The 22,877-nt window shown below is 69.7% G+C and carries 23 protein-coding genes and 1 pseudogene; 13 read left to right on the forward strand and 11 right to left on the reverse strand.

All coding sequences use genetic code 11. The features are described from left to right. Positions 1–432: 432 nt before the first annotated feature. Together ABGB12_RS28715 and ABGB12_RS28720 are read right to left on the reverse strand one after the other, a co-directional pair. Entirely contained in the window at positions 433–1,164 is a 732-nt protein-coding gene (locus ABGB12_RS28715; RefSeq protein WP_347682601.1) for a hypothetical protein, read from the reverse strand. A 73-nt stretch (positions 1,165–1,237) separates the two neighbouring features. After that, a complete protein-coding gene (locus tag ABGB12_RS28720; RefSeq protein ID WP_347682602.1) occupies positions 1,238–1,819 on the reverse strand; it encodes a helix-turn-helix domain-containing protein in 582 nt (193 codons plus the stop codon). Between the two features lie 83 nt (positions 1,820–1,902). On the opposite strand from ABGB12_RS28720, the gene ABGB12_RS28725 reads away from it, so the two are divergent. The 3 genes from ABGB12_RS28725 (at position 1,903) to ABGB12_RS28735 (ending at position 3,895) form a co-directional block, all read left to right on the forward strand. After that, complete coding sequence (locus tag ABGB12_RS28725; protein WP_347682603.1) at positions 1,903–2,808, forward strand: TIGR03620 family F420-dependent LLM class oxidoreductase; 906 nt, start codon at positions 1,903–1,905, stop codon at positions 2,806–2,808. A gap of 165 nt (positions 2,809–2,973) precedes the next feature. Further along, positions 2,974–3,549 carry a DUF4333 domain-containing protein gene (locus tag ABGB12_RS28730; RefSeq protein ID WP_347682604.1) on the forward strand — a complete coding sequence of 192 codons (576 nt, stop codon included), beginning with the start codon at positions 2,974–2,976 and terminating at the stop codon, positions 3,547–3,549. Positions 3,550–3,556: 7 nt separating this feature from the next. Further along, positions 3,557–3,895: a hypothetical protein gene (locus ABGB12_RS28735; RefSeq protein WP_347682605.1), complete on the forward strand. Its 339-nt coding sequence runs from the start codon at positions 3,557–3,559 to the stop codon at positions 3,893–3,895. A 43-nt stretch (positions 3,896–3,938) separates the two neighbouring features. Here ABGB12_RS28735 and ABGB12_RS28740 read toward each other — a convergent pair whose 3' ends face one another. Continuing rightward, complete coding sequence (locus tag ABGB12_RS28740) at positions 3,939–4,709, reverse strand: SDR family oxidoreductase (protein WP_347682606.1); 771 nt, start codon at positions 4,707–4,709, stop codon at positions 3,939–3,941. Between the two features lie 133 nt (positions 4,710–4,842). Next, entirely contained in the window at positions 4,843–4,986 is a 144-nt protein-coding gene (locus ABGB12_RS28745; protein ID WP_347682607.1) for a hypothetical protein, read from the reverse strand. A 206-nt stretch (positions 4,987–5,192) separates the two neighbouring features. Here ABGB12_RS28745 and ABGB12_RS28750 point away from each other — a divergent pair, with 206 nt between their 5' ends. Further along, the gene (locus ABGB12_RS28750; RefSeq protein WP_347682608.1) at positions 5,193–5,660 is read left to right on the forward strand and encodes a PaaI family thioesterase; all 468 of its coding nucleotides are present in this window, start codon (positions 5,193–5,195) and stop codon (positions 5,658–5,660) included. A 32-nt stretch (positions 5,661–5,692) separates the two neighbouring features. Here ABGB12_RS28750 and ABGB12_RS28755 read toward each other — a convergent pair whose 3' ends face one another. The 5 genes from ABGB12_RS28755 to ABGB12_RS28775 all read right to left on the reverse strand — a co-directional run bounded on the left by ABGB12_RS28755 (position 5,693) and on the right by ABGB12_RS28775 (position 11,324). Then, the gene (locus ABGB12_RS28755; protein ID WP_347682609.1) at positions 5,693–6,436 is read right to left on the reverse strand and encodes a TetR/AcrR family transcriptional regulator; all 744 of its coding nucleotides are present in this window, start codon (positions 6,434–6,436) and stop codon (positions 5,693–5,695) included. A gap of 24 nt (positions 6,437–6,460) precedes the next feature. Continuing rightward, positions 6,461–8,113, reverse strand: coding sequence for an FAD-dependent oxidoreductase (locus ABGB12_RS28760; RefSeq protein ID WP_347682610.1), 1,653 nt, complete (start codon positions 8,111–8,113; stop codon positions 6,461–6,463). Between the two features lie 16 nt (positions 8,114–8,129). Further along, a complete protein-coding gene (locus ABGB12_RS28765; protein WP_347682611.1) occupies positions 8,130–9,128 on the reverse strand; it encodes a diiron oxygenase in 999 nt (332 codons plus the stop codon). Between the two features lie 146 nt (positions 9,129–9,274). Further along, the gene (locus ABGB12_RS28770; protein ID WP_347682612.1) at positions 9,275–10,207 is read right to left on the reverse strand and encodes a hypothetical protein; all 933 of its coding nucleotides are present in this window, start codon (positions 10,205–10,207) and stop codon (positions 9,275–9,277) included. Positions 10,208–10,502: 295 nt separating this feature from the next. Then, positions 10,503–11,324, reverse strand: a complete 822-nt coding sequence (locus tag ABGB12_RS28775) for an enoyl-CoA hydratase/isomerase family protein (RefSeq protein ID WP_347682613.1) — start codon at positions 11,322–11,324, stop codon at positions 10,503–10,505. A gap of 222 nt (positions 11,325–11,546) precedes the next feature. Between ABGB12_RS28775 and ABGB12_RS28780 the strand changes: the two genes are divergently transcribed. From ABGB12_RS28780 to lhgO, 6 genes are all read left to right on the forward strand, one after another. Beyond that, a complete protein-coding gene (locus tag ABGB12_RS28780) occupies positions 11,547–12,464 on the forward strand; it encodes a serine hydrolase (RefSeq protein WP_347682614.1) in 918 nt (305 codons plus the stop codon). Positions 12,465–12,559: 95 nt separating this feature from the next. After that, positions 12,560–13,963, forward strand: a complete 1,404-nt coding sequence (locus ABGB12_RS28785; RefSeq protein WP_347682615.1) for a M1 family metallopeptidase — start codon at positions 12,560–12,562, stop codon at positions 13,961–13,963. Between the two features lie 183 nt (positions 13,964–14,146). Next, entirely contained in the window at positions 14,147–14,560 is a 414-nt protein-coding gene (locus ABGB12_RS28790) for a pyridoxamine 5'-phosphate oxidase family protein (RefSeq protein ID WP_347682616.1), read from the forward strand. Between the two features lie 194 nt (positions 14,561–14,754). Beyond that, the gene (locus tag ABGB12_RS28795; protein ID WP_347682617.1) at positions 14,755–15,141 is read left to right on the forward strand and encodes a hypothetical protein; all 387 of its coding nucleotides are present in this window, start codon (positions 14,755–14,757) and stop codon (positions 15,139–15,141) included. A gap of 410 nt (positions 15,142–15,551) precedes the next feature. Further along, on the forward strand, positions 15,552–15,971 hold the full coding sequence (locus ABGB12_RS28800; RefSeq protein WP_347682618.1) for an MFS transporter: 420 nt from the start codon (positions 15,552–15,554) through the stop codon (positions 15,969–15,971). Further along, positions 15,964–17,169 (forward strand): L-2-hydroxyglutarate oxidase, encoded by a 1,206-nt coding sequence (lhgO, locus tag ABGB12_RS28805; RefSeq protein WP_347682619.1) that lies wholly within the window; start codon positions 15,964–15,966, stop codon positions 17,167–17,169. Before ABGB12_RS28800 ends, lhgO begins: the two co-directional genes overlap by 8 nt. A 231-nt stretch (positions 17,170–17,400) precedes the next feature. Here the strand turns inward: lhgO and ABGB12_RS28810 are convergent, their stop codons facing one another. Further along, positions 17,401–18,180: a hypothetical protein gene (locus tag ABGB12_RS28810; protein WP_347682620.1), complete on the reverse strand. Its 780-nt coding sequence runs from the start codon at positions 18,178–18,180 to the stop codon at positions 17,401–17,403. 223 nt (positions 18,181–18,403) lie between these two features. Continuing rightward, positions 18,404–18,496, reverse strand: a pseudogene (locus ABGB12_RS28815) (IS5/IS1182 family transposase); the annotation flags it as partial. Positions 18,497–18,709: 213 nt separating this feature from the next. On the opposite strand from ABGB12_RS28815, the gene ABGB12_RS28820 reads away from it, so the two are divergent. The 3 genes from ABGB12_RS28820 (at position 18,710) to fdhD (ending at position 22,839) form a co-directional block, all read left to right on the forward strand. After that, on the forward strand, positions 18,710–19,606 hold the full coding sequence (locus ABGB12_RS28820) for a siderophore-interacting protein (RefSeq protein WP_347682621.1): 897 nt from the start codon (positions 18,710–18,712) through the stop codon (positions 19,604–19,606). Between the two features lie 96 nt (positions 19,607–19,702). After that, complete coding sequence (locus ABGB12_RS28825; protein WP_347682622.1) at positions 19,703–22,000, forward strand: FdhF/YdeP family oxidoreductase; 2,298 nt, start codon at positions 19,703–19,705, stop codon at positions 21,998–22,000. Next, positions 22,000–22,839, forward strand: coding sequence for a formate dehydrogenase accessory sulfurtransferase FdhD (gene fdhD / locus ABGB12_RS28830; RefSeq protein ID WP_347682623.1), 840 nt, complete (start codon positions 22,000–22,002; stop codon positions 22,837–22,839). The genes ABGB12_RS28825 and fdhD overlap by 1 nt, the downstream gene beginning before the upstream one ends. Positions 22,840–22,877 lie beyond the last annotated feature (38 nt).

Consider the following 22,877-nt stretch of genomic DNA (forward strand, 5'->3'; position numbering starts at 1 on the left):
GCACTTCGACTTTGGCGGGGAGACGAATTTCGGCGGTCCCGGGACGCGGCGGGCCCCGGGAGCTACCCAGCCCCGGGGCCCTTGTGTTCCGCTCTCCTGACACGCCGGCGGCGTTTAAGGGCGGGGATCATCCGTGATGACGGCGTGCTCCACCGTTGAGCTACCGCGCCACGTGGAGGCGCGGGCCGGATTCGAACCGGCAACCCGCCGAACCGCGTCCCCGCCCGGTCGATCCGGCGATGAGCGGTGCGTGCTGAGATTGGAGCGAGAGCCTGAGATTGACCGGGCTGCCTCTACCGATTGGGCCACCCCGACCCGTGTGTCGGGGGCGGGATTCGAACCCGCACTGTCACCACTGTTCAGACTGAGCCTCATCCTCAGCTTTCCGGGCCTTCGGCCCGGACCCCCGCGCTCCAGCGGGGGAGTCTTCGATCAGGCGAACAGGTAACCGAACACGGCGTCACCGACCCGCTGGTCGACGACGTCGATCCCGTTCGCCTCCTCGCGAGCGTACTTCACCGCGGCCATGAGCTTCTCGACGCGCTCCCGCAGCTCGTTGACCCGCCTGGCCGGCATGGCGCCCGAGAACCCGACCTTGGTCCAGGTGCCGACGATGACGTCCTCGGTGTAGGTCTCGACCTGGGCGGGGTGCTTGTCCGTCGCCTCGTACAGGACGTGCGCCCGCGGGACCTTCTTCGTCCGGGTCGTGCGGACCGGCTCCGTGCGCCAAGCGTCCGCGGACTCGTCGAAGGTCCAGGTCTCGGCGGCGTCCAGGACCGGGAGCTTCCCGATGAGGGTCTGCAGGTCGGTGAGCTGCTTCTCGAGGAACAGCAGGTAGGTGACCGGCACGTCGGACAGGATGGTCCGGCCGTCCACGACGACGTCCGCACGCGCCTCGCAGTTCGCCCGGTCCTTGGTCGCGACCACGTCGAACAGCCGCGACAGGGCGGTTCCGGCCTCCCGCAGGACGTCCTCGGCCCGTACCTGGACCCGGGTCGACTCCGGAGGCAGGACCTCGCCCTCGTCGTCGTTCGGCTGGTACGTCCGCGAGATGCCGGACAGCAGGGCCGGCTTCTGCAGCCGGTGGTAGGCGTCGGTCAGGTCCCGCTGGGTCCGGGACTTGGTCCCCTTTTCCACCGCGATGATCTGGTTCAGCTTGGACACCCGGCGAGCATACTGCGGCGCCTCCGAGACCGCCTTCGAATAAAACCGCGGGAAGAACGCAGGCCGCCCGGCGCTACGGGCGCAGGCCATCGCAGACCACAGCGAGGAGCCTGCGTCGGGCGTCGGTCTCGCCGCCGAGCCAGTCGCTGCCCGCGTACACGCCGATGAGCAGCGCCTTCACATGCTGGGCGGTCACATCGCCGCGGACCGCGCCGGCCTGCTGCGCCCGGACCAGCAGGGCGGCCAGAGCCGCCAGCAGATCCTGGCCGGGCCGTTCGACGAGGCTCTGGACGTCGGTGCCCGCCCGGGTCAGCGCCCCGGTCAGCGCGCGGTTGCCCGCGCCGCACTCGACCATCAGCGCGAAGAAGCCGAAGAACGCGGCCCCGGGGTCGGGATGCTCCAGCCGGGAGCGGGCCTCTTCGGTCAGCTCCGTCATGTTGCCGACGACGATCGCCTCCAGCAGCGCCTCCTTGGTGGGGAAGTGTCGGTGGACGGTGCCGGCGCCGACCCCGGCCCGGCGCGCGATCTCGTCCAGCGGGACCGAGATCCCCTCGGACCCGAAGGCCTCTCGGGCGGCGGCGAGCACCCGTTCGCGGTTGCGCCGGGCGTCGGCGCGCAGCGGTCTGGCCGGTGAAGGCGCGGGCTCGGAGTTCATCGCCGTCTCTCGTCGATCGGGGCGGATATTCCGTACGATACCAACCGGGGCGCACGCCCCGTTTATTGGTGCGGAGGGATGCGATGGCCACGGAAGAGCAGTTCGAAGCCGCAGTGCGGTGGGGACGCGTGGGGGTCGGTCTGGCGGCTCCGGGCACCTCGGCCGAGGTGTGGCGCCAGGAGCTGGCCCGGCTGGAGGAGCTGGGGTACGGCTCGGTCTGGATCAACGAGGGCATCGGCCGCGGTGAGGCGTTCTCCCAGCTCGGGTTGATGCTGGCGGCCACGCAGCGGCTGGTCATCGGCACGGGGATCGCCAACATCTGGGCCCGGCAGGCTCCCGTCATGCAGGCCGGCGCCGAGACGCTGGCCGCCGCCCACCCGGGCCGGCTGGCGCTCGGCCTGGGGGTCAGCGCACGCGTGCTGGTCGAGGCCTCCGGCCTCGCCTACGGCAAGCCGCTGGAGGCGATGAGCGCCTACCTGGACCGCATGGACGCCTCGAAGGGGCACGCGATCACCCCTGCCGTCCCGTTCCCGCGTCTGCTGGGCGCGCTCGGTCCCAAGATGCTGGAGCTGGCCGGGGAGCGGGCGGACGGCGCCTACCCGCACTCGATGCCGGTGGACAACACCGTGCTGGCCCGCAAGGCCCTCGGTCCCGGCAAGCTGCTGGTCGTCGGCGTCGCCGTCTTCCTCGACGACGACGTCGAGCATGCCCGGGGCCTGGCCCGCCAGTCGTCGCTGTTCAGGATCCCGGGCTCGCCGTACCTGGCCAACCTGCGCCGCCTGGGCTACACCGACGACGATCTGGGGCCTGAGCCGTCCGACCGCGTCATCGACGCCATGTTCGCCTGCGGCCGCGCGGACGTCATCGCCGCCCGCGTCCGCGAGCACCTGGACGCCGGCGCCGACCACGTCGTCCTCCAGCCCATGGGCATGGACCTGACGACCCTGGTGGACCAGATCGAGGCGGTCTCCGGGCACCTCCCGTCCTGAACGCGTGAAGCACGGCATGCCGAAGGCCCGGCCCGAGGTGACTCCCTCCCCAGGCCGGGCCTTCGCTCTGGGCCCGGCTCAGCGGCCGACGTAAAGGAAAGACCCGGTAAAAGACAGGACAGCCGCCACTGTCCGCCGGGACTAGCGGGCGGAGAACATTCCGGTATGAGCCCGATCCGCCATCCGGGAAGGTCGACACGCAAGCGTCTGGCCCTCGCCCTGTCCTGTACCGCCCTTCTTTCGGGAGCCATCACCGGATGTTCCGTCTTCGGGAAGGTCACAGAACGGGAACTGGAGCGTCAGATCGCGGAGGACCTGACCGGCTGGTTCGACGGCAGACCCGAGGTGGACTGCGAAGGAGCTCCTGGAGACGGACGTGAAATGCGCTGCTCCGTCATCACCGTCCAGAAGGACACGTGGACCGTGGAGGCCACGGACGTCTCCAACGGCGTCGGCCGGATCGACTACGAGATCCGCCAGATCGGGATGACGAGCGAGATCCCCAGGATCGAGCCGTACGACCTCGAGAACCAGATCACCGAGATCCTGGGCGCCGAGCTGGGCGCCGAACCCATCGACATGGACTGCGACGAGCCGCTCAAGGGTGTGGTCGGCTCCGTCACGTACTGCAAAGCGCACCACTACACCGGCGAGAAATGGATCGTCCACGTGGAAGTCACCGCAGTACAGGGCCAGGACATCAAGTACAAGCTCCATCGAACCCCCGCTGAAGCCCCGTGAGGACCCGATGCGCAAGCTTCTGATCCCCCTCCTGCTCACCGCCCTTTTCGCCGGCTGCTCCGTCTACGGGGTCTCCAGCCTCCTCGGCTACGACCACGGTTTCTCCTCCACGACGGGCCGCGAGCTGGAACGCCAGCTGGAGGAGGACCTGACCGGCTGGTTCGCCGCCCCTGTCTGGGCGGACTGCAGGGAGGACTGGGGCCCGGTCTACGAGGACATCGTCTGCTCCCTGAACGTCTCCGGGGGCGACCGCTGGACCGTGTACGTCACACAGATCTCCGAGAAAGACGGCCGCGTTCGCTACCGCCTCGAGAAAGCCGATGTGGACAGGCAATCGGATTCATGAGAGAGGGCGCACGCTCGCTTCCCCGCGGGTGCGGCCTCCCTCGTCAGAAGATCGAGTAGGCGCCGTCCACGACGATCGTGTCGCCGGTGTGGAAGCCGCCGACCCCGCAGGCGAGGTAGACGGCGAGCCTGGCGAAGTCCTGCGGCCGCCCCCAGCGGCGCTGCGGCATCCGCTTCATGACGCCGTTCTCGAAGCCCGGGTCGTGCAGGATCGGCGCGGCCAGGGGAGTCTCGGTCCAGCCCGCGACGATCGAGTGCGCGTTGATGCCATGGCGGGCGAGTTCCACGGCGCATCCCCTGATGATCGCGTCCATACCGGCCTTGCTGGCGGCGTAGGCCTGGTTGCGGGGGGCTCCGTGGAGGGTCGAGACGCTCGACGTGCCCACCAGCACGCCTCCGCCGCCGCGCTCGACCATGTGGGCCGCGGCGGCGCGCAGAGTGAGGAAGGCGCCTTCGAGGTTCACCCGGGTGACGCCGCGAAACTCTTCGAGGGACGTCTCGAGGAACGGCGTGCCCTTGCCGTTCACTCCGGCGTTGGCGAAACAGGAGTCGACCCGTCCGAAACGCTCCAGCGTCTCGGCGAAGGCCGCGGTGACCGCCTCCTCGTCGCCGACGTCGCAGCGGATCGCCGCGGCCCGGGTGCCGTGCTCGGCCAACTGCTTCACCGCGGCCTCGTTGCGTTCGGTGTTGGTGCCCCAAATGCAGACGTCCGCCCCGCTCTGCGCCAAGCCGTGGGCCATGCCCAGCCCGATCCCGGAGTTGCCTCCGGTGATCAGGGCGGTGTGCCCGGACAGGTCGAAAAGGGAAGCGCTCATTTCATCTCCAGGTGGTTCAACGGCCGACATAGCGTGCCTCCCGCTTCTCCAGGAACGCCCGCACGCCTTCCCTGTGGTCCTCGGTGGCGAACAGTTCGCCGAGCGTCGTGCTCACCCAGGCTCCCAGGTCGTTTCAGTCCGGGTCCAGGGCACGGCGCAGCCCCCGTTTGAGGGCGGCGACGGCCAGCGGCGGATTGGCCGGCGATCCGCCTGACCCGCGCCGGTCACGACCAGCACCCGGGCGGTGGTGGCGGTAGATGTGCTCGAACGGGGTCACCGGAGGAACTCGCCGCCGTCCACCAGCGCCTGGCCCTCGACACGGTCGGCCACCGCGAGGACCCCTGACCTTCGCGCCCGGTCACGGCACCGGCCGCCCGGCCGACCTCGTCGAGGTGCGACCCGAGGCCCCGACGGCGAAGCGGTGGCCGAGGTCTGAGAATATGATTTCGTAAATATGGAATGATTATTCTCGGTGGAGGTCTCATGGAGGCGAAGGCCAACGGTCGGCCGGACGAGGAGCGGGCGGTCACGGCGGCCGTCGTCGACCCCGCCGATCACGTGCTCGGCCTGCTCGGCATGCGCGACGTCGACATCCCGGAAGGGGCCGACCTCGCGATGACCCTCCCGGTCACCCCCAGGGTGACGAACAACCGCGGAGGACTGCAGGGCGGTCTGCTGGCGACGCTCGTCGACGTCGTCGCCGGACGCGCGGTGGGGCTCCGGCTCGCCGACGGCGACAGCGCCGCCACCTCGGACATGAACATGCACTTCCTCTCCGCGGTCACCGTCGGCCCCGCGCACGCCACGGCACGGGTGCTGCGGCACGGGAAGTCGCTCATCGTGGTGCAGGTGGACGTCCGCGACGAGGGACGGGACGTTCTGGCCGCGGTCGCCACCCTGTCGTTCGCGGTCCTGCCCCTGAGGCCCGGGCAGCCCCGTGCCCGAGGCTGAGAACGGCGGTCCTGGCCGACGCAGGACCGCCGTCAGGCCGGACCGGGTGGTCCTGCGGCGGCGAGGGACGCCTGTTCCAGCAGGGCCTGCACCGGCTGGTCCCGGCGGAGGTCCACGCCGAGGGAATGGGCGTGCCCCTTCAGGAGGTACCACACCGAATCGCTCAGGGAGGTCACGAGCACCGGAGCCGGGGGCTGGTCCTCGCCGAGGACCAGCCAGCGCCGGACGGCGCTGAAGACCGCGCCCACGAGCCCGAAGGCCAGCGGGTCGATCATCGCGCGCTCCTCGTCCCGCAGGGGCACGCCGAGCGTGTCGAGGGCCGTGACGACCACGCTCGCGACCTGCTCGGAGATGCGCTCCAGGCCGCGTTGCAGGGGGCTGGCCGTGCGGGTGACGGGGTCGGACTCGGCGAGCCGGTGCAGGGAGGGGTGGGCGACCGCCCAGCCCACGTAGCGGGAGACGACCCGCTCGACGATGTCGGGGATGGTCCCGTCGAGGGTGACCGCGGGCAGCAGCTCGTCGGCCAGGGAGTCCACGACCGCCGTCAGCACGGCGCGGTCGAGCTCGGCGCGGTCGGTGAAGTGCCGGTAGATCACGCTGCGGGTCAGGCCGGCCCGGTCGGCGATCTGCTGGAGGTGGATGTGGGTGCCGGGCTCGTTCTCCTCGATCACGGCGATGGCGGCGGCGACGATGTGCCGGTGCCGTTCGTGGTTGTGCCGGTCCCAGCGGGCCTGGCGCCCGTCGGGGCGCTCCGTCGCGTGATCCGGCACCGACATCGTCCGACTCCGTCCTCGACCTTCTCAGCGTGTGCTGCCGCCAGCGTATCGGCCCGCACGCCGGCCGAGGGCGGCCAGCTGTTCGAGTTCGGCGATGTCGACGATCTTCCGGCGTGGACGCCCGTCGGCGGCTCCTCGCCTCCGCTCCTCCTCGTCGACGGCCCGCCACCCCGCCAGGTCGACCACGGGCACACCGCGCCGGCGCAGCTCCGCCTCGAGCCGGTGCGGATCACGCGGACCCCGGTCGATCAGGCCCGCGTCGAGGTCGTCGAGGAGACGTCCGACCGTCTCCTGCGCGCAGGTCTTGTTGCTGCCGATGAAACCGGTGGGGCCGCGCTTGGCCCAGCCCGCGACGTACACGCCCGGACGGACCCTGCCGCCGGTGTTGCGCACCGTCCCGGTGCCGGGGTCGTGGGGCAGGTCGCGGACCGGGACGCCGCGGTAGCCGACCGAGCGCAGGACCATTCCCGCCTCGAGCAGCTCCACCTGGTCGGTGAGCCGGGCGCGGAGGACCCCGTGCTCGTCGGGGACCAGCTCGGTGCGGGCCACCTGGAGCACGGTCACCCGGCCGGTGCCGAGGATCTCGACGGGCGCCGCGTTGAAGCGCAGGACGATCGTGCGCAGCGCGGGGTCCACCGGGCGGCGGGCCATCTCCGCCAGCACGGGCAGCCGCGGGTCGTCGCCCTCGAGGTCCTCGGCCGCCGCTTCGACCACGACGTTGACGTCCCGGAGAGCCGCGAGGCCGACGAGCTCGGGGAGGGTGAACGCCGCCTGCGCCGGACCCCGGCGGCCGAGGACCACCACCTCGCGGACTCGGCTCGCCGCCAAGGCGTCCAAGGCGTGGTCGGCGATGTCGGTCGCGGCCAGCCGGGCGGGATCGGAGGTGAGGACGCGTGCGACGTCGAGGGCGACGTTGCCGTTGCCGACCACGACCACCCGTTCACGGTCGAGGCGCACGTCCAGGTGCCGGTGGTCGGGGTGGCCGTTGTACCAGCCGACCAGTTCGGTGGCCGAGAGGGATCCGGGGAGGTCCTCCCCGGGGATGCCGAGCGAGCGGTCGGCGGAGGCGCCGACCGCGTACACCACCGCGTGGTAGTGGCCCAGCAGTTCCTCGAGGGTCACGTCCTCGCCGACGTCCACTCCCAGCCGGTAGCGGAAGCCGGGCTGCTCCTCTATGGCGTGGAACAGCCGCTCGGCGCGCTTGGTGTCCTGGTGGTCGGGCGCGACCCCGGCGCGGACCAGGCCGTAGGGCGTGGGGAGCCGGTCGTAGACGTCGACGCTCGCTTCGGGGTGCCGCAGGAGCTCGTCGGCGGTGTACATCCCGGCCGGGCCCGCTCCGACCACGGCGACCCGCACCGGGGCGGGGTCGAGGAGGCGGCGCTGCCGCGGCACCAGCGCCAGAGGCGTGCGGTCGGCGTGCGGGTTCTTCCGGTAGTAGGAGGCGTTGATCTCGAGGAAGGGCAGCTCGTGGGGCCGCAGCTTCGTGTGCGGGACGATCGCGCCCACGGGGCAGGCGGTGACGCAGGCGCCGCAGTCGACGCACGTGGCGGGGTCGACGTGCAGCATCTCCGCCTCGGCGAACCCGGGCTCGCCCGGCGCCGGGTGAATGCAGTTGACGGGGCAGGCGACGACGCAGGAGGCGTCGTTGCAGCACGACTGCGTCACGACGTAAGGCATCTGGTGGCTCTCCCGTTCAGGACGCGGCCGAGGCCGGCTCGCTGCGGAACCGGGCAGGGCGGCCGTCGATACGGCACATCCGCCACAGCACCCGGGAGGCCGGGTTCATCAGGCCCAGGGACTCGGCGAGCATCCGGACGTCGGCGAAGAAGTCGCGCAGGGTCTTGCGGGACTCGGGGCCGCGCCACCACACCTCGCGCGCCACCGACCGGGGGATGCCCATCCCGCGGCGGGCCTCGCGGCTCGGAACCATGATCACGTCGCACAGCCACCGCATGATCAGCGGGAAGAGCAGGGAGAGCAGGGCCCGCCGCACCCGGTTGAGCCGCGGCACGTGGTGCTGGAGGAACCGGTGCGCGAAGCCGATGTGGCGCGCCTCCTCCGCGATGTGGATCTGCATGATCCGCTGCAGTAGCGGGTGCGTCTGGGCCCCGGCCCGCAGGATCGACTTCTGCAGGTGGTCGATGGGCTCCTCACCGGCGAGGACACCGATGAAGAACGCGGCGGGCACCCACGCGGCGGCCAGCGGGATGAACGGGAAGGCCAGGCGGAAGAGCCGCGGCGCGCCGGGCACATCGACGCCCGAGCGGTTCACGAACTCCTGGAACATCTGCGTGTGGTGGCACTCCTCGGTCGCCTCGTGCGTGGAGTACCGGAACTCGGGGTCGCCGTTGCGCAGCCGGAACGCGTGCTGCATCAGCCCGGCGATCAGGACCTGCTCGAACTGCAGGCCCACCTTGTTGATGTTGGCCTGCCGGTAGAGCCCGATCTCCACCTGCCGCTCCTTGGGGAGCGAGCGGTACCACGGGTGCCGGCCGAGCACGTCCTCCTGCGGGAGGATCCACCGCTCGTCGTCGGCGCGCACCGCGTACGCGGGGTCGTCCCAGGCGATGTCGAGGAAGGCGTCGAAGTGCCGGTGCACGGACGCCTCCGACAGCGTCCTCAGCGTCTCCCGGTAGTCCGCCCCGCGCCCCGTCTCGATCGTGGTGGCCGTGGCCCGACCTGTCGCGCTCATCTCGTCGCCCTCCTCGCCTCGGCTCCGTCCCTTCGAGATTAGTGCGACACCGCGTCGCGCGTAAAGGGTTAGTGCGACAACGTGTCGCAAGAAACTTCGGCCGACGTCGTCCCGAGCCCGAGGGAAGACCTGCCGGTCCGTGGGAGTCAAGGGGACGGGTAGGGCGGCGGGGGGCCGGGATGCCGCCTCGTCACGGTCCGCGATGGTTCCGCGGCAAGAGCGGCCTGCCGGGACGTCTCGTAGCGCGGGGTGAGGAAGAGCACCGCGGAGAGGAGCACGAGCCCCGGTACGAGGAGCCAGGGCGCGGAGAAGGGGGTGACGTCCGAGCCGAGGCACAGCAGCCCGCCGGTCACCACCAGGTAGACCTTGGCGACGACGGTCGCGACGAACACCATGATGATCATGCGGCAGCGCTGCAGGCCGATCTGGATCTGGGCGATGCCGCAGGCGACCGCGAGCGCGAAGAGGTACGGCAGGGGGGTGGCCAGGGCGGAGGGGGTGAGCCCTTCACGTGCCAGGAGGCCGAGGGCCAGCTCCGCCAGGCCGATGAGGATGCCCGCGCTCAACCCGTAGGCGATGCCGGTCAGCGGCCTGGCGTGCTGCCCCTCCGGCCGCGCGTCTCCCAGAGAGAAGATCAGCACCGGAATGACGAGCGAGGGGACGGCGAGCAGGACCGGCACCTGGGCGGGCACCGGCGGCGGAGTGCCCGGCCCGGACCAGGCGATCACCATGCCGGCCGATGCCATCACCGCCAGGCAGGACAGCTCGACCCGGCTCAGGCGCTCGCCCGGGAGGACGGCGGGCAGCAGCACCAGGACGACCAGCCCGCACAGCAGCGCCGGAACCAGGGCGGCGAGGGAGAGCCGGGTGAGGGCCGCGAACTGCAGCGCCATCCCTCCGGCCATGACGATCCCGCCGGCCAGCCAGACGCTGCTGGTCAGGACGGATACGGCGAAGTGGACCGGGCGGGTTCCCCGAAGCGGCGGCAGCGCGGCCGCCGCGTTCCTGAAGAGGACGATTCCCAGGAAGTACAGGCAGCTGGACGCCGCGGCCATGGCCAGGGCGATCGGGGTGCTCATCAGCCGCGCTCGCGGGGCGTCATGGGATCCGGCTCCTTTCGGGCACCTGGGGGCGGATGCCGTGTGGGAGAGGGCGGTTTCGGGGCCGAGATCCACCTTCTTCCGTGAAGCCGCCTTCTCGTCGGGTTCGAAGGACTTTTTACCCGACGGCACTGTTAAAAGTAAGCCCTTGCTTACGCTGGGTTTTGTGCTCTCTCGCGATGACCTGCTGATATTCCGGTCAGGATCGGGCATCCTGGTTCGATCCTTTACCGGACGGGAGTGTCGGCCACCCGGCGGCGTGTGACGACGTGGGTCAGAGGTCCAAGGGGTGCTCGCGGTTCACCGACGTGAAGTCCGGGCGGCGCTTCTCTCGGTGAGAGGCCAGGCCCTCGGCGACCTCATGACCGCCGAACCCGAGGAATTCCAGGCCGAGGGAGGTCTCGAAGATCGGGGAGGCGACGCGGTACCAGTGGTTGAGGGAGCGTTTGGTCCAGCTGATGGCGGCGACGGGTCCTGCCGCGAGCGACGCGGCCACCCGCAGCGCCTCCTCCTGCACCTCGTCGTCTTCGACGCACTTGGACACCAGGCCGATGCGTTCGGCCTCCTCCCCGGTGAGGGTCTCGCAGGTCAGCAGGTAGTACTTGGCCTTGGCCATGCCGCACAGGAGCGGCCAGCAGATGGCCGCGTGGTCTCCGGCGGCGACACCGAGCCGGGTGTGCCCGTCGACGATCTTCGCCGAGCGGGCGGCGATCGAGATGTCGGCGAGCATGCCGATCACAAGTCCCGCTCCGACCGCCGGGCCGTGGAGGGCGGAGACGACGGGTTTGGCGCAGTTGATGACGCCGTAGACCATGTCCCGGGCCTCGCGCATCACCCTGGCGCGTGCCGCGTAGTCCTCGGCCAGCCGTTCGATGAGGTCGAAGGTGCCTCCGGCGGAGAACGCCTTGCCCGCCCCGCGCACCAGTACGGCGCGGGTCTCCTCGTCACGGTCGATCACCGGCCAGATGTCGGCCAGCTCCCGGTGCATCCGCGGGTCGACGGCGTTGAGGTTGGGGGCGTCGAAGGTGATCCGCAGTACGCCGTCGGAGGGGCGGTCGAACTTCAGGGAGGTGAAAGCCGCATAGGGGTCGGTCATGAAAGCTCCTGGCTCGGGACGAACAGGGGCGGAAACGACCTTGGGTAAGGCCCCGCCGTGCACCGCCTGCGCTCCACCCGCGCGGCCGCTCCACCCGGCATAAGTAGACACTTGCACGATAGCGGGACGCCGCGAGCACGCGGCCTCGCGGCCCCGACGGGGGCACGTTGATCGCGATAGCCTCTCCGAGCCCGAGACGAAAAAGACGTAAGGGGACATCTGGTGTTGAAGAAAGTGACCGCGACCGCTCTCGCCGCATCGATGATCACCGTGGTCCCGGTGGGCGCGGCGGAGGCCGGAGCCAAGCCGAAGGCGCCCGCGGGCGTGTCCGCCACCTCCGCGATCCTCTTCGACTCCACCGCGAAGAAGGTCCTCTGGAAGCGGAACACGGGCAAGCGCATGCCGGTCGGCAGCATGAACAAGGTGGCGCTGGCCCTGGTGGTCCTGCAGAAGGGCAAGCTCGACTCGAAGATCACGATCAAGCAGAAGTACAAGGACTGGGTCGACGACTGGGGCGCCAGCAACAGCCACCTCGTCCCCGGCGACGTGCTCACCGCCCGCCAGCTTCTGCAGGCGATGCTCATCGAGTCGGGCAGCGACGCCGCCTACGCGCTCGCCGAGGCCTACGGAGGCACCGGCGGCTACCTCGGCGCCCAGATGAAGATGAACGCGCTGGCCAAGAAGCTCGGCATGAAGAACACCCGCTACGCCTCGTTCGACGGCCAGCCCGCCAAGGGCGACTACACCACCGCCGCCGACCAGCTCAAGCTGGCCCGCCACGCGATGAAGAACAAGACCTTCTCCGCGATCGTCAGGACGGTGAAGAAGGACATCGTCTCGGCGACCGGCCGAAGGTATCCGCTGCGCACCCACAACCTCCTCCTGCGCGGCAGCGGAATCAACGAGGACAACACCGGCTACCCCGGTCTCTACGGCATCAAGACCGGCACCACCGGCACCGCCGGCTCCTGCTTCATGTTCGTCGCCCGCCGCAAGAAGCACACCGTCTACGGCGTCGTCCTCAGAAGCTCCTCCGGCACCGCCCGTTTCCAGGACACCGTCAAGATGCTCGACTGGGCCTACGGCACCAAGACCACCGTCACCCTCAACCCTGCGGCGCCGCGCCACCGAGGCGAGTGATTGCGAAATGGACTCGCGTCATTAGCGGGACTTGTGGGCGTAACACGGGCTCGTCAGGCTCGGGAGCCACAGGTGATCAACCGGAGGGAGCAGTGATGAGACGGGGCGGATCGGTCGCGGTGGCGGCGTTGACGGCGGCTCTGGCGTTCGCGCCCGCGGCGCAGGCGGCGGAAGAGTTCACGCCGGGGGCGGCGGGGGCCGGGGACCCGTACTTTCCGGAGAACGGAAACGGGGGGTATGACGTTGAGGACTACGATCTGACGTTCGGTTTCGAGCCCGCGAGCGGGGCGATCGTCGCCACCGCGCGGATCCGGGCCAAGGCGACGCAGAACCTGTCATCGTTCAACCTCGACTTCCTCGGGCCGCTGGAGGTCGACGGCGTCAAGGTGAACGGGCCGGCGGGCTGGAAGCGCGAGGGCGCGCAGGAACTCGTCGTCACCCCGCGCAAGGGGATCAAGGCCGGCAGGACGTTCGTGACGACGGTGAAGTACCACGGCGTCCCGCAGCGCATCGACGACGACGCTCTCGGCACCTCCGGCTGGATCGCCACGAGCGACGGCGCGGTGGCCCTCAACCAGCCGTTCGGCGCCGCGACCTACTACCCCGTCAACGACACCCCGCAGGACAAGGCCACCTACAGCGTCACCGTCACGGCGCCGTCCGACCTCACGGCGCTGACGAACGGCGAGAAGGTGGAGGAGACCTCCGCCGGCGGCCTCACCACCGTCAAATGGAGGATGAGGCACCCGATGGCCAGCGAGCTCGCCATGCTCGCGATCGGCAGGTTCAACGTGACGGAGGGGACCACCCCCTCGGGCATCCCGTCGGTCACCGCGATCGACTCGGCGCTCGACACGGCTCCGAACCAGTCGGCCACGTTCTTCGACACGACGAACACGGTGACCGACTGGATGCAGAAGACCTGGGGTCGCTACCCGTTCACCTCCACCGGCGGCGTCGTCGACCGCATCGGCGTCGGCTACGCCTTGGAGACCCAGGGCCGCTCGGTCTACGACTCCAGCCTGCCGGGCCGCCTGCCGGGCACCGGGACGATCGCGCACGAGCTGGCCCACCAGTGGTTCGGCGACAGCGTCACGCCCGTCCACTGGAGGGACATCTGGCTCAACGAGGGCTGGGCCTCCTACAACGAGTGGCTGTACACCGAGGCGACCGGAGGCCGCACCGCCCAGGCCGCGTTCGACAGCGCCTACGCCCGCGCCGCGACCCACCCGTACTGGCAGACCGTCATGGGGGACCCGGGCCGTGACGGCATCTACGACTGGGCGTCCTACACGCGCGGCGCGATGACCCTCCACGTCCTCCGCACGAAGATCGGCGACGAGAAGTTCTTCGAGCTCGGCCGCACCTGGGTCACGAAGTACAAGGACGCCAACGTCACCACGGCCGACTTCAAGGCGCTCGCCGAGAAGGTCTCCGGCCAGGACCTCGACGCCCTGTTCACCGCGTGGGTCTACACCCCGGGCAAGCCCGCACTGTGACCGGGAAGAGCGGGACGCTTGGGGCGTCCCGCTCTTCTTCCCGTGCGCTCTGCCCCGGGAGCACGAGCGGACCGACCGGCCGTTGGGGAGAAAGCAAACGGATGTGGCCGGTGTGGGTGTACAACGGTTCCGTCCCGGTGCGGGAGGGCACGAATGCTGCGAAGGACCGGAGGAGGAGGAGACGTGGACGAAGCCGAGCCTCGCAGGCTGGTCGAACTGAGCCCCGAGGAGTGTTTCGAACTCCTGGCCACGGAGGAAGTGGGCAGGTTGGCTTTCAACGATCTCATCGGCCCCGCCGTCGTTCCGGTCAACTACATCGTGGACGGCCGGACGGTAGTGTTCAAGACGGCGCTGGGCAGGTGGCTCGACCAGTCCCTGAGCACCTCGATCGTCGGCGCGGACGTCCGCGTCGCCTTCCAGGTCGATGATTTCGATGTCGCCACCCGGACGGGTTGGAGCGTGCTGGTCCGCGGCGGCGCCCATCATCTGAGCCCCGAGGAGGTGGCCGACCTGAAGGTGGAGTCGTGGGCGGGCGGCCGCGAGTCCTACATCCGGCTGACCCCCCAGGAGGTCGGCGGACGGCGCGTCCAGGCCTGAGCGTTTCTCCTGGTCAACCGTTATGCCGCCCCGTTTCTCCATCATCGGTGACGGGTTCTGGCACAGCCGGCGAAGATTTAAGTCTTCGTGACCAGACGGTGAACGATACTTGCAGGGGCTTTTATCGAGATGGCCCGCTGGTTCAAGATCGTGTCGAGTGGAATTCATGATCCGCTCTGAACCAGGGGGGAATAGTGAAGAAATTCATCAAGACGGCCGTGGTGGGTATCGGTGTCGCGGCGGCGACTTTCGCCCTCGCTCAGCCGGCGTCGGCCAACTCGTTCGGACCGATCTCGGTCAGCGACGGCACCATCAGCTACAACGACGGGGGCGACTCGTTCTGCGCCCAGGCGTACAACACCGAGGGCGCCCGCTGGGTGCAGGTGACGCTGGTGGCGATCAGCAGGTCCGGCCCGGAGCCGTCCTGGAAGGACTACAACAACTACTACGGCGACTCGGGCAGCACTTGCCGGAGCCTGGCCACGGCTTACGAGGACACCTACTACCGCGCCGACATCAAGACCTACTGGGGCGAGAGGGGCACCGTGGTCACTCGCTCCTCCCAGTACTTCTACAGCTGATCGGTACCTTTCATCGCATCGTGCTCCCCGCACACCGCCATTCGGTGCGCGGGGAGCACATTGGTTTGGGTTCCAGGAACAGGCTCTGCCGGTGCCGGTTCAGCAGGAATTTCAAGGAAGACTCTCCGGGTTCCACCTTTTATGGATTTGTTTCCGGGTCGGCTTCAAAGCCGGATCGGAAGTCAATGTTGCACTGTTACCTGATTCACATCCTGCCGTGGTGCTCGTTGCATTCGCGATGTCTCATGGCGCCGAACACCGGTGCCCCCGCATGCCGACGGACGGCCGGAAAGGAGGGAGAGGATGCAGACTGACGCGTTGCCGGCCGAACACGGCGTGTCGTACTGCGAAAGAGGGTTTCGGTGAAGAGTCCGAGTCGGGGGACGGAGGCCGCGGGCAGGCGGAGAGCCATGATCGCGCTGGCCTGTGCGGGGGCCTTCGTCGCCTACCTGCCGGTGGTCACCGTCGTGGTGAGCCTGCCCGCGATCCAGCGGGCGCTGGGCGCGTCCACCGCGCAGCTGGCGTGGGTCTCGGACGCCTTCGTCCTGCCGGTGGCGGCGCTGATCCTCACCGCGGGCGTGTTCGGCGACGTCCACGGCTGCAAGAAGGTCTACCAGGTGGGCCTGGCCCTCACTACGAACACCGCTGACCTGGACGGGTCCTGTGTTCGGCGGGCCGCTTCGGTGGCCGGGTTCGGTCCCGGCCCGTCCCCGCTCCCTATCGTGGGCATTTCTCACCAGGATCGAAGGAGCATCGAAATGCCTGTGCAGCAGACGGATGCGCTGCGCCTCCGCACCCGGATCAAGACCTTTGTGATCAGCCATGGTTGAGCGGACGGTCGGCATCGTCGGCGCCGGGATCATCGGGCTCGCCATCGGCAGGGAGATCACCCTGCGGCGGCCCGGCACCCGCGTCGTCGTCTTCGAGAAGGAGAACCGGGTCGCGGTCCACCAGACCGGCCACAACTCCGGAGTCGTCCACGCGGGCATCTACTACACGCCCGGCAGCCTCAAGGCGCGGCTGTGCACGCGGGGCGCGGCGATGATCCGCGAGTACTGCCAGGAGAAGGAGCTGCCGTACGACGAGTGCGGCAAGCTCGTCGTGGCGGTCACCCCGCAGGACGTCGCCCGGATGGACGCCCTGGCCTCCCGGGCAGGGGAGAACTACGTCCCCGGTCTGCGGCGCGTCGGCCCCGAGGAGATCCGCGAGATCGAGCCGCACTGCACCGGCCTCGCGGCCCTGCACTCGCCGCACACCGCGATCACCGACTACGTCGGGATCACCGAGTCGTTCGCCGACGACATCGTCGGGGCGGGCGGCGAGATCAGGCTGTCGTTCCCGGTCACCCGGATCACCGAGACGGCGGGCGGAATCGAGGTGGCCTCCGGCCACGACGCGGTCGAGGTCGACGAGCTGATCATCTGCGCGGGCATCCAGGCGGACCTCGTCGCCGGCCTGGCGGGCGACGACCCGGGCCCCCGGATCATGCCGTTCCGGGGTGAGTACATGCTCATCCGCCCGGAGAAGGCCGAGATGATCCGCGGCCTCATCTACCCGGTCCCCGACCCCCGCTACCCGTTTCTCGGTGTGCACTTCACCCGCCGGGTGAACGGCACCGTCGACGTGGGCCCCAACGCGGTGCTCGCCTTCGCCCGCGAGGGCTACCGGTTCTCCGACGTCTCCGTGCGCGACCTGATCGGCATGGCGCGCTGGGCCGGCTCTTGGAAGATGGCGGCCCGGCATTGGCGCACCGGTATCAAGGAAATGCGCGGCTCGATCTCCAAGAAGGCCTTCATGGAGGCCGCGCGCCATTATGTTCCGGAGATCGGCCCCGCGGACGTCCACCCGGGAGGCTCGGGCGTCCGCGCCCAGGCCCTCGACCGCGACGGCACCCTCGTCGAGGACTTCCGCATCCACCGGCTCGGCCGGATCACGGCCGTGCGCAACGCACCCTCACCTGCGGCGACGTCCTCGATGGCGATCGCCGAGTACGTCATGGACGTCATCGAGGGCAAGCGGAGCGGCTGACGCGAAGTGCCGCCGCGTCCTGGTCGGGGCGCCGATCTTCTCCTCGTTCCACGGTGGGGCCTAAGGCCGTGTCCTACGTGGATTTTCGGACGGAATGCGGCGACGATCCTGGATCGTGTTGATGTCGAGTCCGGGTCTGCGGTTGGTGCCCGATGAGCCCGGGCCGACTGGCTGCCAACGGCGGGCGGCGCCCACCGCAGGGGTGGGCGCCGCCGGGCCGAGGGCAGGAGGTCAGGCGAGGTGGAAGCCTGCGCCCACACCGCCTCGGGCGTTCATGTCGCTGATGATGAACTCGATCGAGGTGTGGCCGGGGAAGCCCCAGAGGTTGCCGACGAGGGTGGTTCCGTCGACGACGGGGCCGCCGGAGTCGCCGCCGTTGGTGGCGATGAGGCTGATGAAGCGGCCGATGCTCGCCGGGCCGTGGGCGGTGACGATGCCACAGGTCTTTCCGGTCCGGTGGCCCATCTTGCATAGGCGGGTGCCGACAGCGGGGCGGGCGCCGAGTGAGGTGATGGTCACCGAGCCCGACGGGCTGTTGACAGTGTTCGTCGGGGTCACCTTGGCCGGGTCGAACTTGATCACGGCGTAGTCGGGGCCTGCCACGCCGCCGGTGTAGTAACCGTTGCCCTCGCTGATGTAGGTCACCTCGCCGATCACGCCGACCTCGAGGAACTCAAGGCTGCTGGGCAACGGGGCGGGGGCGGAGAAGGTGCCGTGCGGAGACCTGTCGAGGTAGACCTTGTCGCCGTGCACCTTGTTGCCCGCGTCGTCGACGAAGCAGTGCGCGTTGGTCAGGCCCACGAGGTTGTCGGCGCTGTCATAGCCGACCGCCGTCAACGTACAGTTCTTGATCGTCGCTTTCGTCGGCGTCTGCACGAACTGCTGGAAGATCCCGGTGCCGCCGCCGATCGGGTAGAGGGTGTCGGCCTGGGCCGCGGGGGCCACGGGGGCGAGCAGCGCGGCCGCCATCGCAGCGATCAGGACACCGGCCTTGCGCGTGAATCTGGGCATGTTCACTCACTCCTCGGGAGGGGTCAAGACGCCGCTCATTCAAGCAGACGATGATGTCTTTTAAGAAAGTGGGGGGTTCCTTGAGACCATCTCCTATGCGGTGATTTTGGCGAGCTTCTTGTAGCGGGTCAGGGCGGCCGCAAGGGTGAGGAAGGCGGTGAACAAGTGGCCGTGGTGCTCGTGGCGGACGGTCGGGCGACGGTAGCCCAGCAGCCAGGACGGCGTCCGAGACCACGTGGAGATCGCCGCCCTTCTCTGCCCGATCGGCCGGATTCGGCCCGGTCAGCGAGCCACCCCTTTTCGCCCGCACCGAGGCGGCCCCCACAACTCCCACAGCTCATCGGGCACCAACCGCAGACCCGGACTCGACATCAACACGATTCAGGACCATCGCCGCAAATCATTCGAAAATCCACGTAGGGCACGGTCTAAGGTCTGGAAGGGCCTGGTCGACGCCGCGGAGAAGCCGGGTGTGAAGGTTCCTGGCGAAGCCTGATCCGGAGTCGTTCATGCCCAGGAGGGAATCCACATGACAGAAGTTCCAGACAGTCCAGGGCGGCAGGGGCGTCCCGGGGGACGTCCGGGCGGCGGTGGGCCGGAGGGCCGTAGGAACCCCAGGGCCACCCGGGCACAGGTCCAGCGGGTCGAAAGGCTCACCCCGCACCTGCTCCGCATCGTGCTGGGCGGCCCGGGGCTGGAGGGGTTCAGCGCCGGGCAGTACACCGACCACTACATCAAGCTGCTGTTCCCCGTCCCGGGCGTGACGTACCCGGAGCCCTTCGACCTGCAGCAGATCCGGGCGGACTTCCCCCGGGAGCAATGGCCCGCCATGCGCACCTACACCGTGCGCCGCTGGGACGCGGGGAAACGCGAGCTGACCGTCGACCTCGTCTACCACGGTGACGAGGGTCTGGCCGGTCCCTGGGCCGCCAAGGTGCAGCCGGGCGACGAGGTCCGCTTCTCGGGCCCCGGGGGCGGCTACGTCCCCGGCCCGGACGCCGACTGGCACCTGTTCGCGGGCGACGAGAGCGCCCTTCCCGCCATCGCGGCCTCGCTGGAGAGGGTGCCAGAAGGCAAGCGGGCACTGGCCTTCATCGAGGTCGCCGGCCCGGAGGAGGAGCTGGAGCTCGAGTCCTCCGGCGACGCGGAGATCACCTGGGTGCACCGGGGCGACGCACCCGTCGGCGACGCCCTGGTCAGGGCGGTCAGTGAGCTGGACTTCCCCGAAGGCGCCGTCCAGGCGTTCGTGCACGGGGAGGCCGGCTTCGTCAAGGAGCTGCGGCGGCTGCTGCTCGTCGAGCGCGGTGTCCCGCGGGAGCAGGTCTCCATTTCCGGCTACTGGCGGCTCGGCCAGAACGAGGACGGCTGGCAGGCCGCCAAACGGGAATGGAATCGTCAGGTCGAGAAGGAACAAGGCGTGGCCTGAATCGACCTGGCTTCGGCGGGGTGCGGCCCCGCCGGAAAGGACGGATCTGGCCGCGGGCGAGCGGCCAGATCCGTGACCGAAGGGACGGGAGAACCGGTGAGCACGATCGAAGGTCAGGACGGGGAACGTCTTCGCGTGACCGGGCCCAAGGCCTGGGCCGCGGGGCTTCCCGGGGTCTTCCACGCCCTGGAGTACTCCCTGGGGCAGACGTCGGTGCGGCGCACTGCCCTGACACTGCTGAACGTCAACCAGGCCGGGGGCCTGGACTGCCCGGGATGCGCCTGGCCCGAGCCCGCGCCGGGCCGGCGCCACATGAACGAGTACTGCGAGAACGGCGCCAAGCACGTCAACGACGAGGCGACCTCGCGCAGGGTGACACCGGAGTTCTTCCGGAGGCACGCGATCTCAGAGTTGGCCGCCGCCTCCGACGAGTGGCTGAACCAGCAGGGGCGGCTGACCGAGCCGATGGTCAAGCGGCCAGGCTCGGACCACTACGAGCCGATCGGGTGGGACGAGGCGCTCGGCCTGATCGCCGCGGAGCTGCGCGCCCTGGAGAGCCCGGATGAGGCGCTGTTCTACACCTCGGGTCGGCTGGGCAACGAGGGCGCCTTCCTGCTGCAGCTGTTCGCGCGGGCTTTCGGGACGAACAACCTGCCGGACTGCTCGAACATGTGCCACGAGTCCAGCGGCTCGGCACTGATCCAGACGCTGGGCATCGGCAAGGGAAGCGTGAGCCTGGACGACCTGTACGAGGCCGACCTGGTCTTCGTGGTCGGGCAGAACCCGGGCACGAACCACCCGCGCATGCTCTCGGCGCTGGAGGAGACCAAGCGCAGGGGCGGCCAGGTGATCGCGGTGAACCCGCTGCCCGAGGCGGGCCTGATGCGTTTCAAGCATCCGCAGAAGGCGCGCGGGATCGTGGGGCGCGGTACGCTGATCGCCGACGTGTTCCTGCAGATCAGGCTCGGCGGCGACCTCGCGCTCTTCCAGGCTCTCAACCTGCTGCTGCTCCAGGCGGAGGAGGAGAACCCCGGCACCGTGCTGGACCGGGAGTTCATCCGGGACCACACCACCGGGTTCGAGGAGTTCGCCGAGAACGCCCGCGGCGTCTCGTGGCCGGAGGTGCTGGAGGCCACCGGGCTGAGCCGCGAGCAGATCGAGGACGTGCACGAACGCGTCCTGAGGAGCGAGAAGGTCATCGTGTGCTGGGCGATGGGGTTGACCCAGCACAAGCACGGCGTCCCGACGATCCGGGAGATCGTCAATTTCCTGCTGCTGCGCGGCAACCTCGGCCGCCCCGGCGCGGGGGTGTGCCCGGTGCGCGGCCACAGCAATGTGCAGGGCGACCGCACGATGGGCATCTGGGAGAGGCCGCCCGCGCGGTTCCTGGACGCTCTGGAGAAGGAGTTCGGTTTCACCCCGCCCGCGGCGCACGGCATGGACACCGTGGAGGCGATCCGGGCGATGCGCGACGGGAAGGCGAAGGTCTTCCTGGGCGTGGGCGGCAACTTCGTGCGGGCCACCCCAGACAGCGAGGTCACCGAGGCGGCGCTGCGCTCGTGCCGCCTGACCGCGCACATCTCGACCAAGCCGAACCGCTCCCACACCGTGTGCGGCGAGACCGCGCTGATCCTGCCCACGCTGGGCCGCAGCGACCGGGACGTCCAGGCGGGCGGCGAGCAGTTCGTGACGGTCGAGGACTCCATGAGCCAGGTCCACGCCTCACGGGGCAAACTGCCGCCCGCCTCGGAGCACCTGCTGAGCGAGGTGGCGATCATCAGCCGCCTGGCGCGGCTGACCCTGGGGGAGGAGCCCGCGCTGCCGTGGGAGGAGTTCGAGGCCGACTACGACACCGTTCGCGACCGCATCTCCCGGGTCATCCCGGGGTTCGAGGACTTCAACGCCCGGGTGCGCGAACCGGGCGGCTTCCGGCTGCCGAACCCGGTCAACAGCCGTGTCTTCAACACCCCGCAGGGCAAAGCCGTCTTCACCGGCAACGCCTTCGCCTCGCTGAAGGCGCCGCGGGGCCATCTGATCCTGCAGACCCTGCGCTCGCACGACCAGTGGAACACCGTCCCCTACACGTCCGATGACCGCTACCGGGGCATCAAGGGCTCGCGCCGCGTGGTCATGGTCAACCCCGACGATCTGAGGGACCTCGGCATCGCCGACGGGGAAAAGGTCGATCTGGTGGGTGTCTGGGAGGACGGGCGGGAGCGCCGCGCCGAGGGCTTCACCGCGGTCTCCTACCCGACGAAACAGGGTTCGGCCGCCGCCTACTACCCGGAGACCAACGTCCTGGTGCCCCTGGACAGCGTCGCCGACGTCAGCAACACCCCCACCTCCAAGGCGGTCGTGGTCCGCCTGGAGGCGGTGCGGGAAAGCTCCGCCTGATGGGCCGCGTGACCGTTCGCCGGCCCGTTCTGCGCGTCCGCGACGGGAAGCCCTCCACCCGGCCCGACACCCTGGCGGTGGAGGAGCCGATGGAGCTTCGGGTCGGCGGGCGGGCGCTGACGGTGACCATGCGCACCCCCGGCGACGATTTCGATCTCGCGGCAGGTTTCCTGGTGGGGGAGGGCGTCGTCCGGGAGGCGCAGGAGATCGCCGGCATCCGCTACTGCGCGGGCGCCACCGAGGACGGCTCCAACACTTACAACATCGTGGACGTGGTCCTGGCCGACGGCGTGCCGCTGCCCGACGCCTCGCTGGAGCGCAACTTCTACACGACGTCCTCGTGCGGGTTGTGCGGCAAGGCCAGCCTGGAGGCGATCGCCACCACCGCGCCCTGGAACATCGCCGAGGACCCGCTGCGCATCGCCCCCGAAGCCCTGGCCGTCCTCCCGGATCGGCTGCGCGAGGCACAACGCGTGTTCGACAAGACCGGCGGCCTGCACGCCGCCGGACTGTTCACACCCGACGGCGAACTGATCTGCCTGCGCGAAGACGTCGGACGCCACAACGCCGTCGACAAGGTCATCGGCCACGCCCTGCGCTCAGGTCTGCTGCCGCTGCGCGGGACGATCCTCATGGTCAGCGGCAGGGCCTCCTTCGAGCTGGTGCAGAAGGCGGTCATGGCGGGCATCCCGCTCCTCGCCGCCGTCTCCGCCCCCTCCTCCCTGGCCGTCGACCTGGCGGCCGAGAGCGGCCTGACCCTGATCGGCTTCCTGCGCGGCGCCTCGATGAACGTCTACACCGGGGAACACCGCCTGTTCGGCCCGCCTGAGCCGGGTTGAACGGGGAAGAGGGCACGGACGGGAACCGACCGGTATCG

Source organism: Actinocorallia sp. B10E7, assembly GCF_039871655.1.
Lineage (GTDB): Bacteria > Actinomycetota > Actinomycetes > Streptosporangiales > Streptosporangiaceae > Actinocorallia.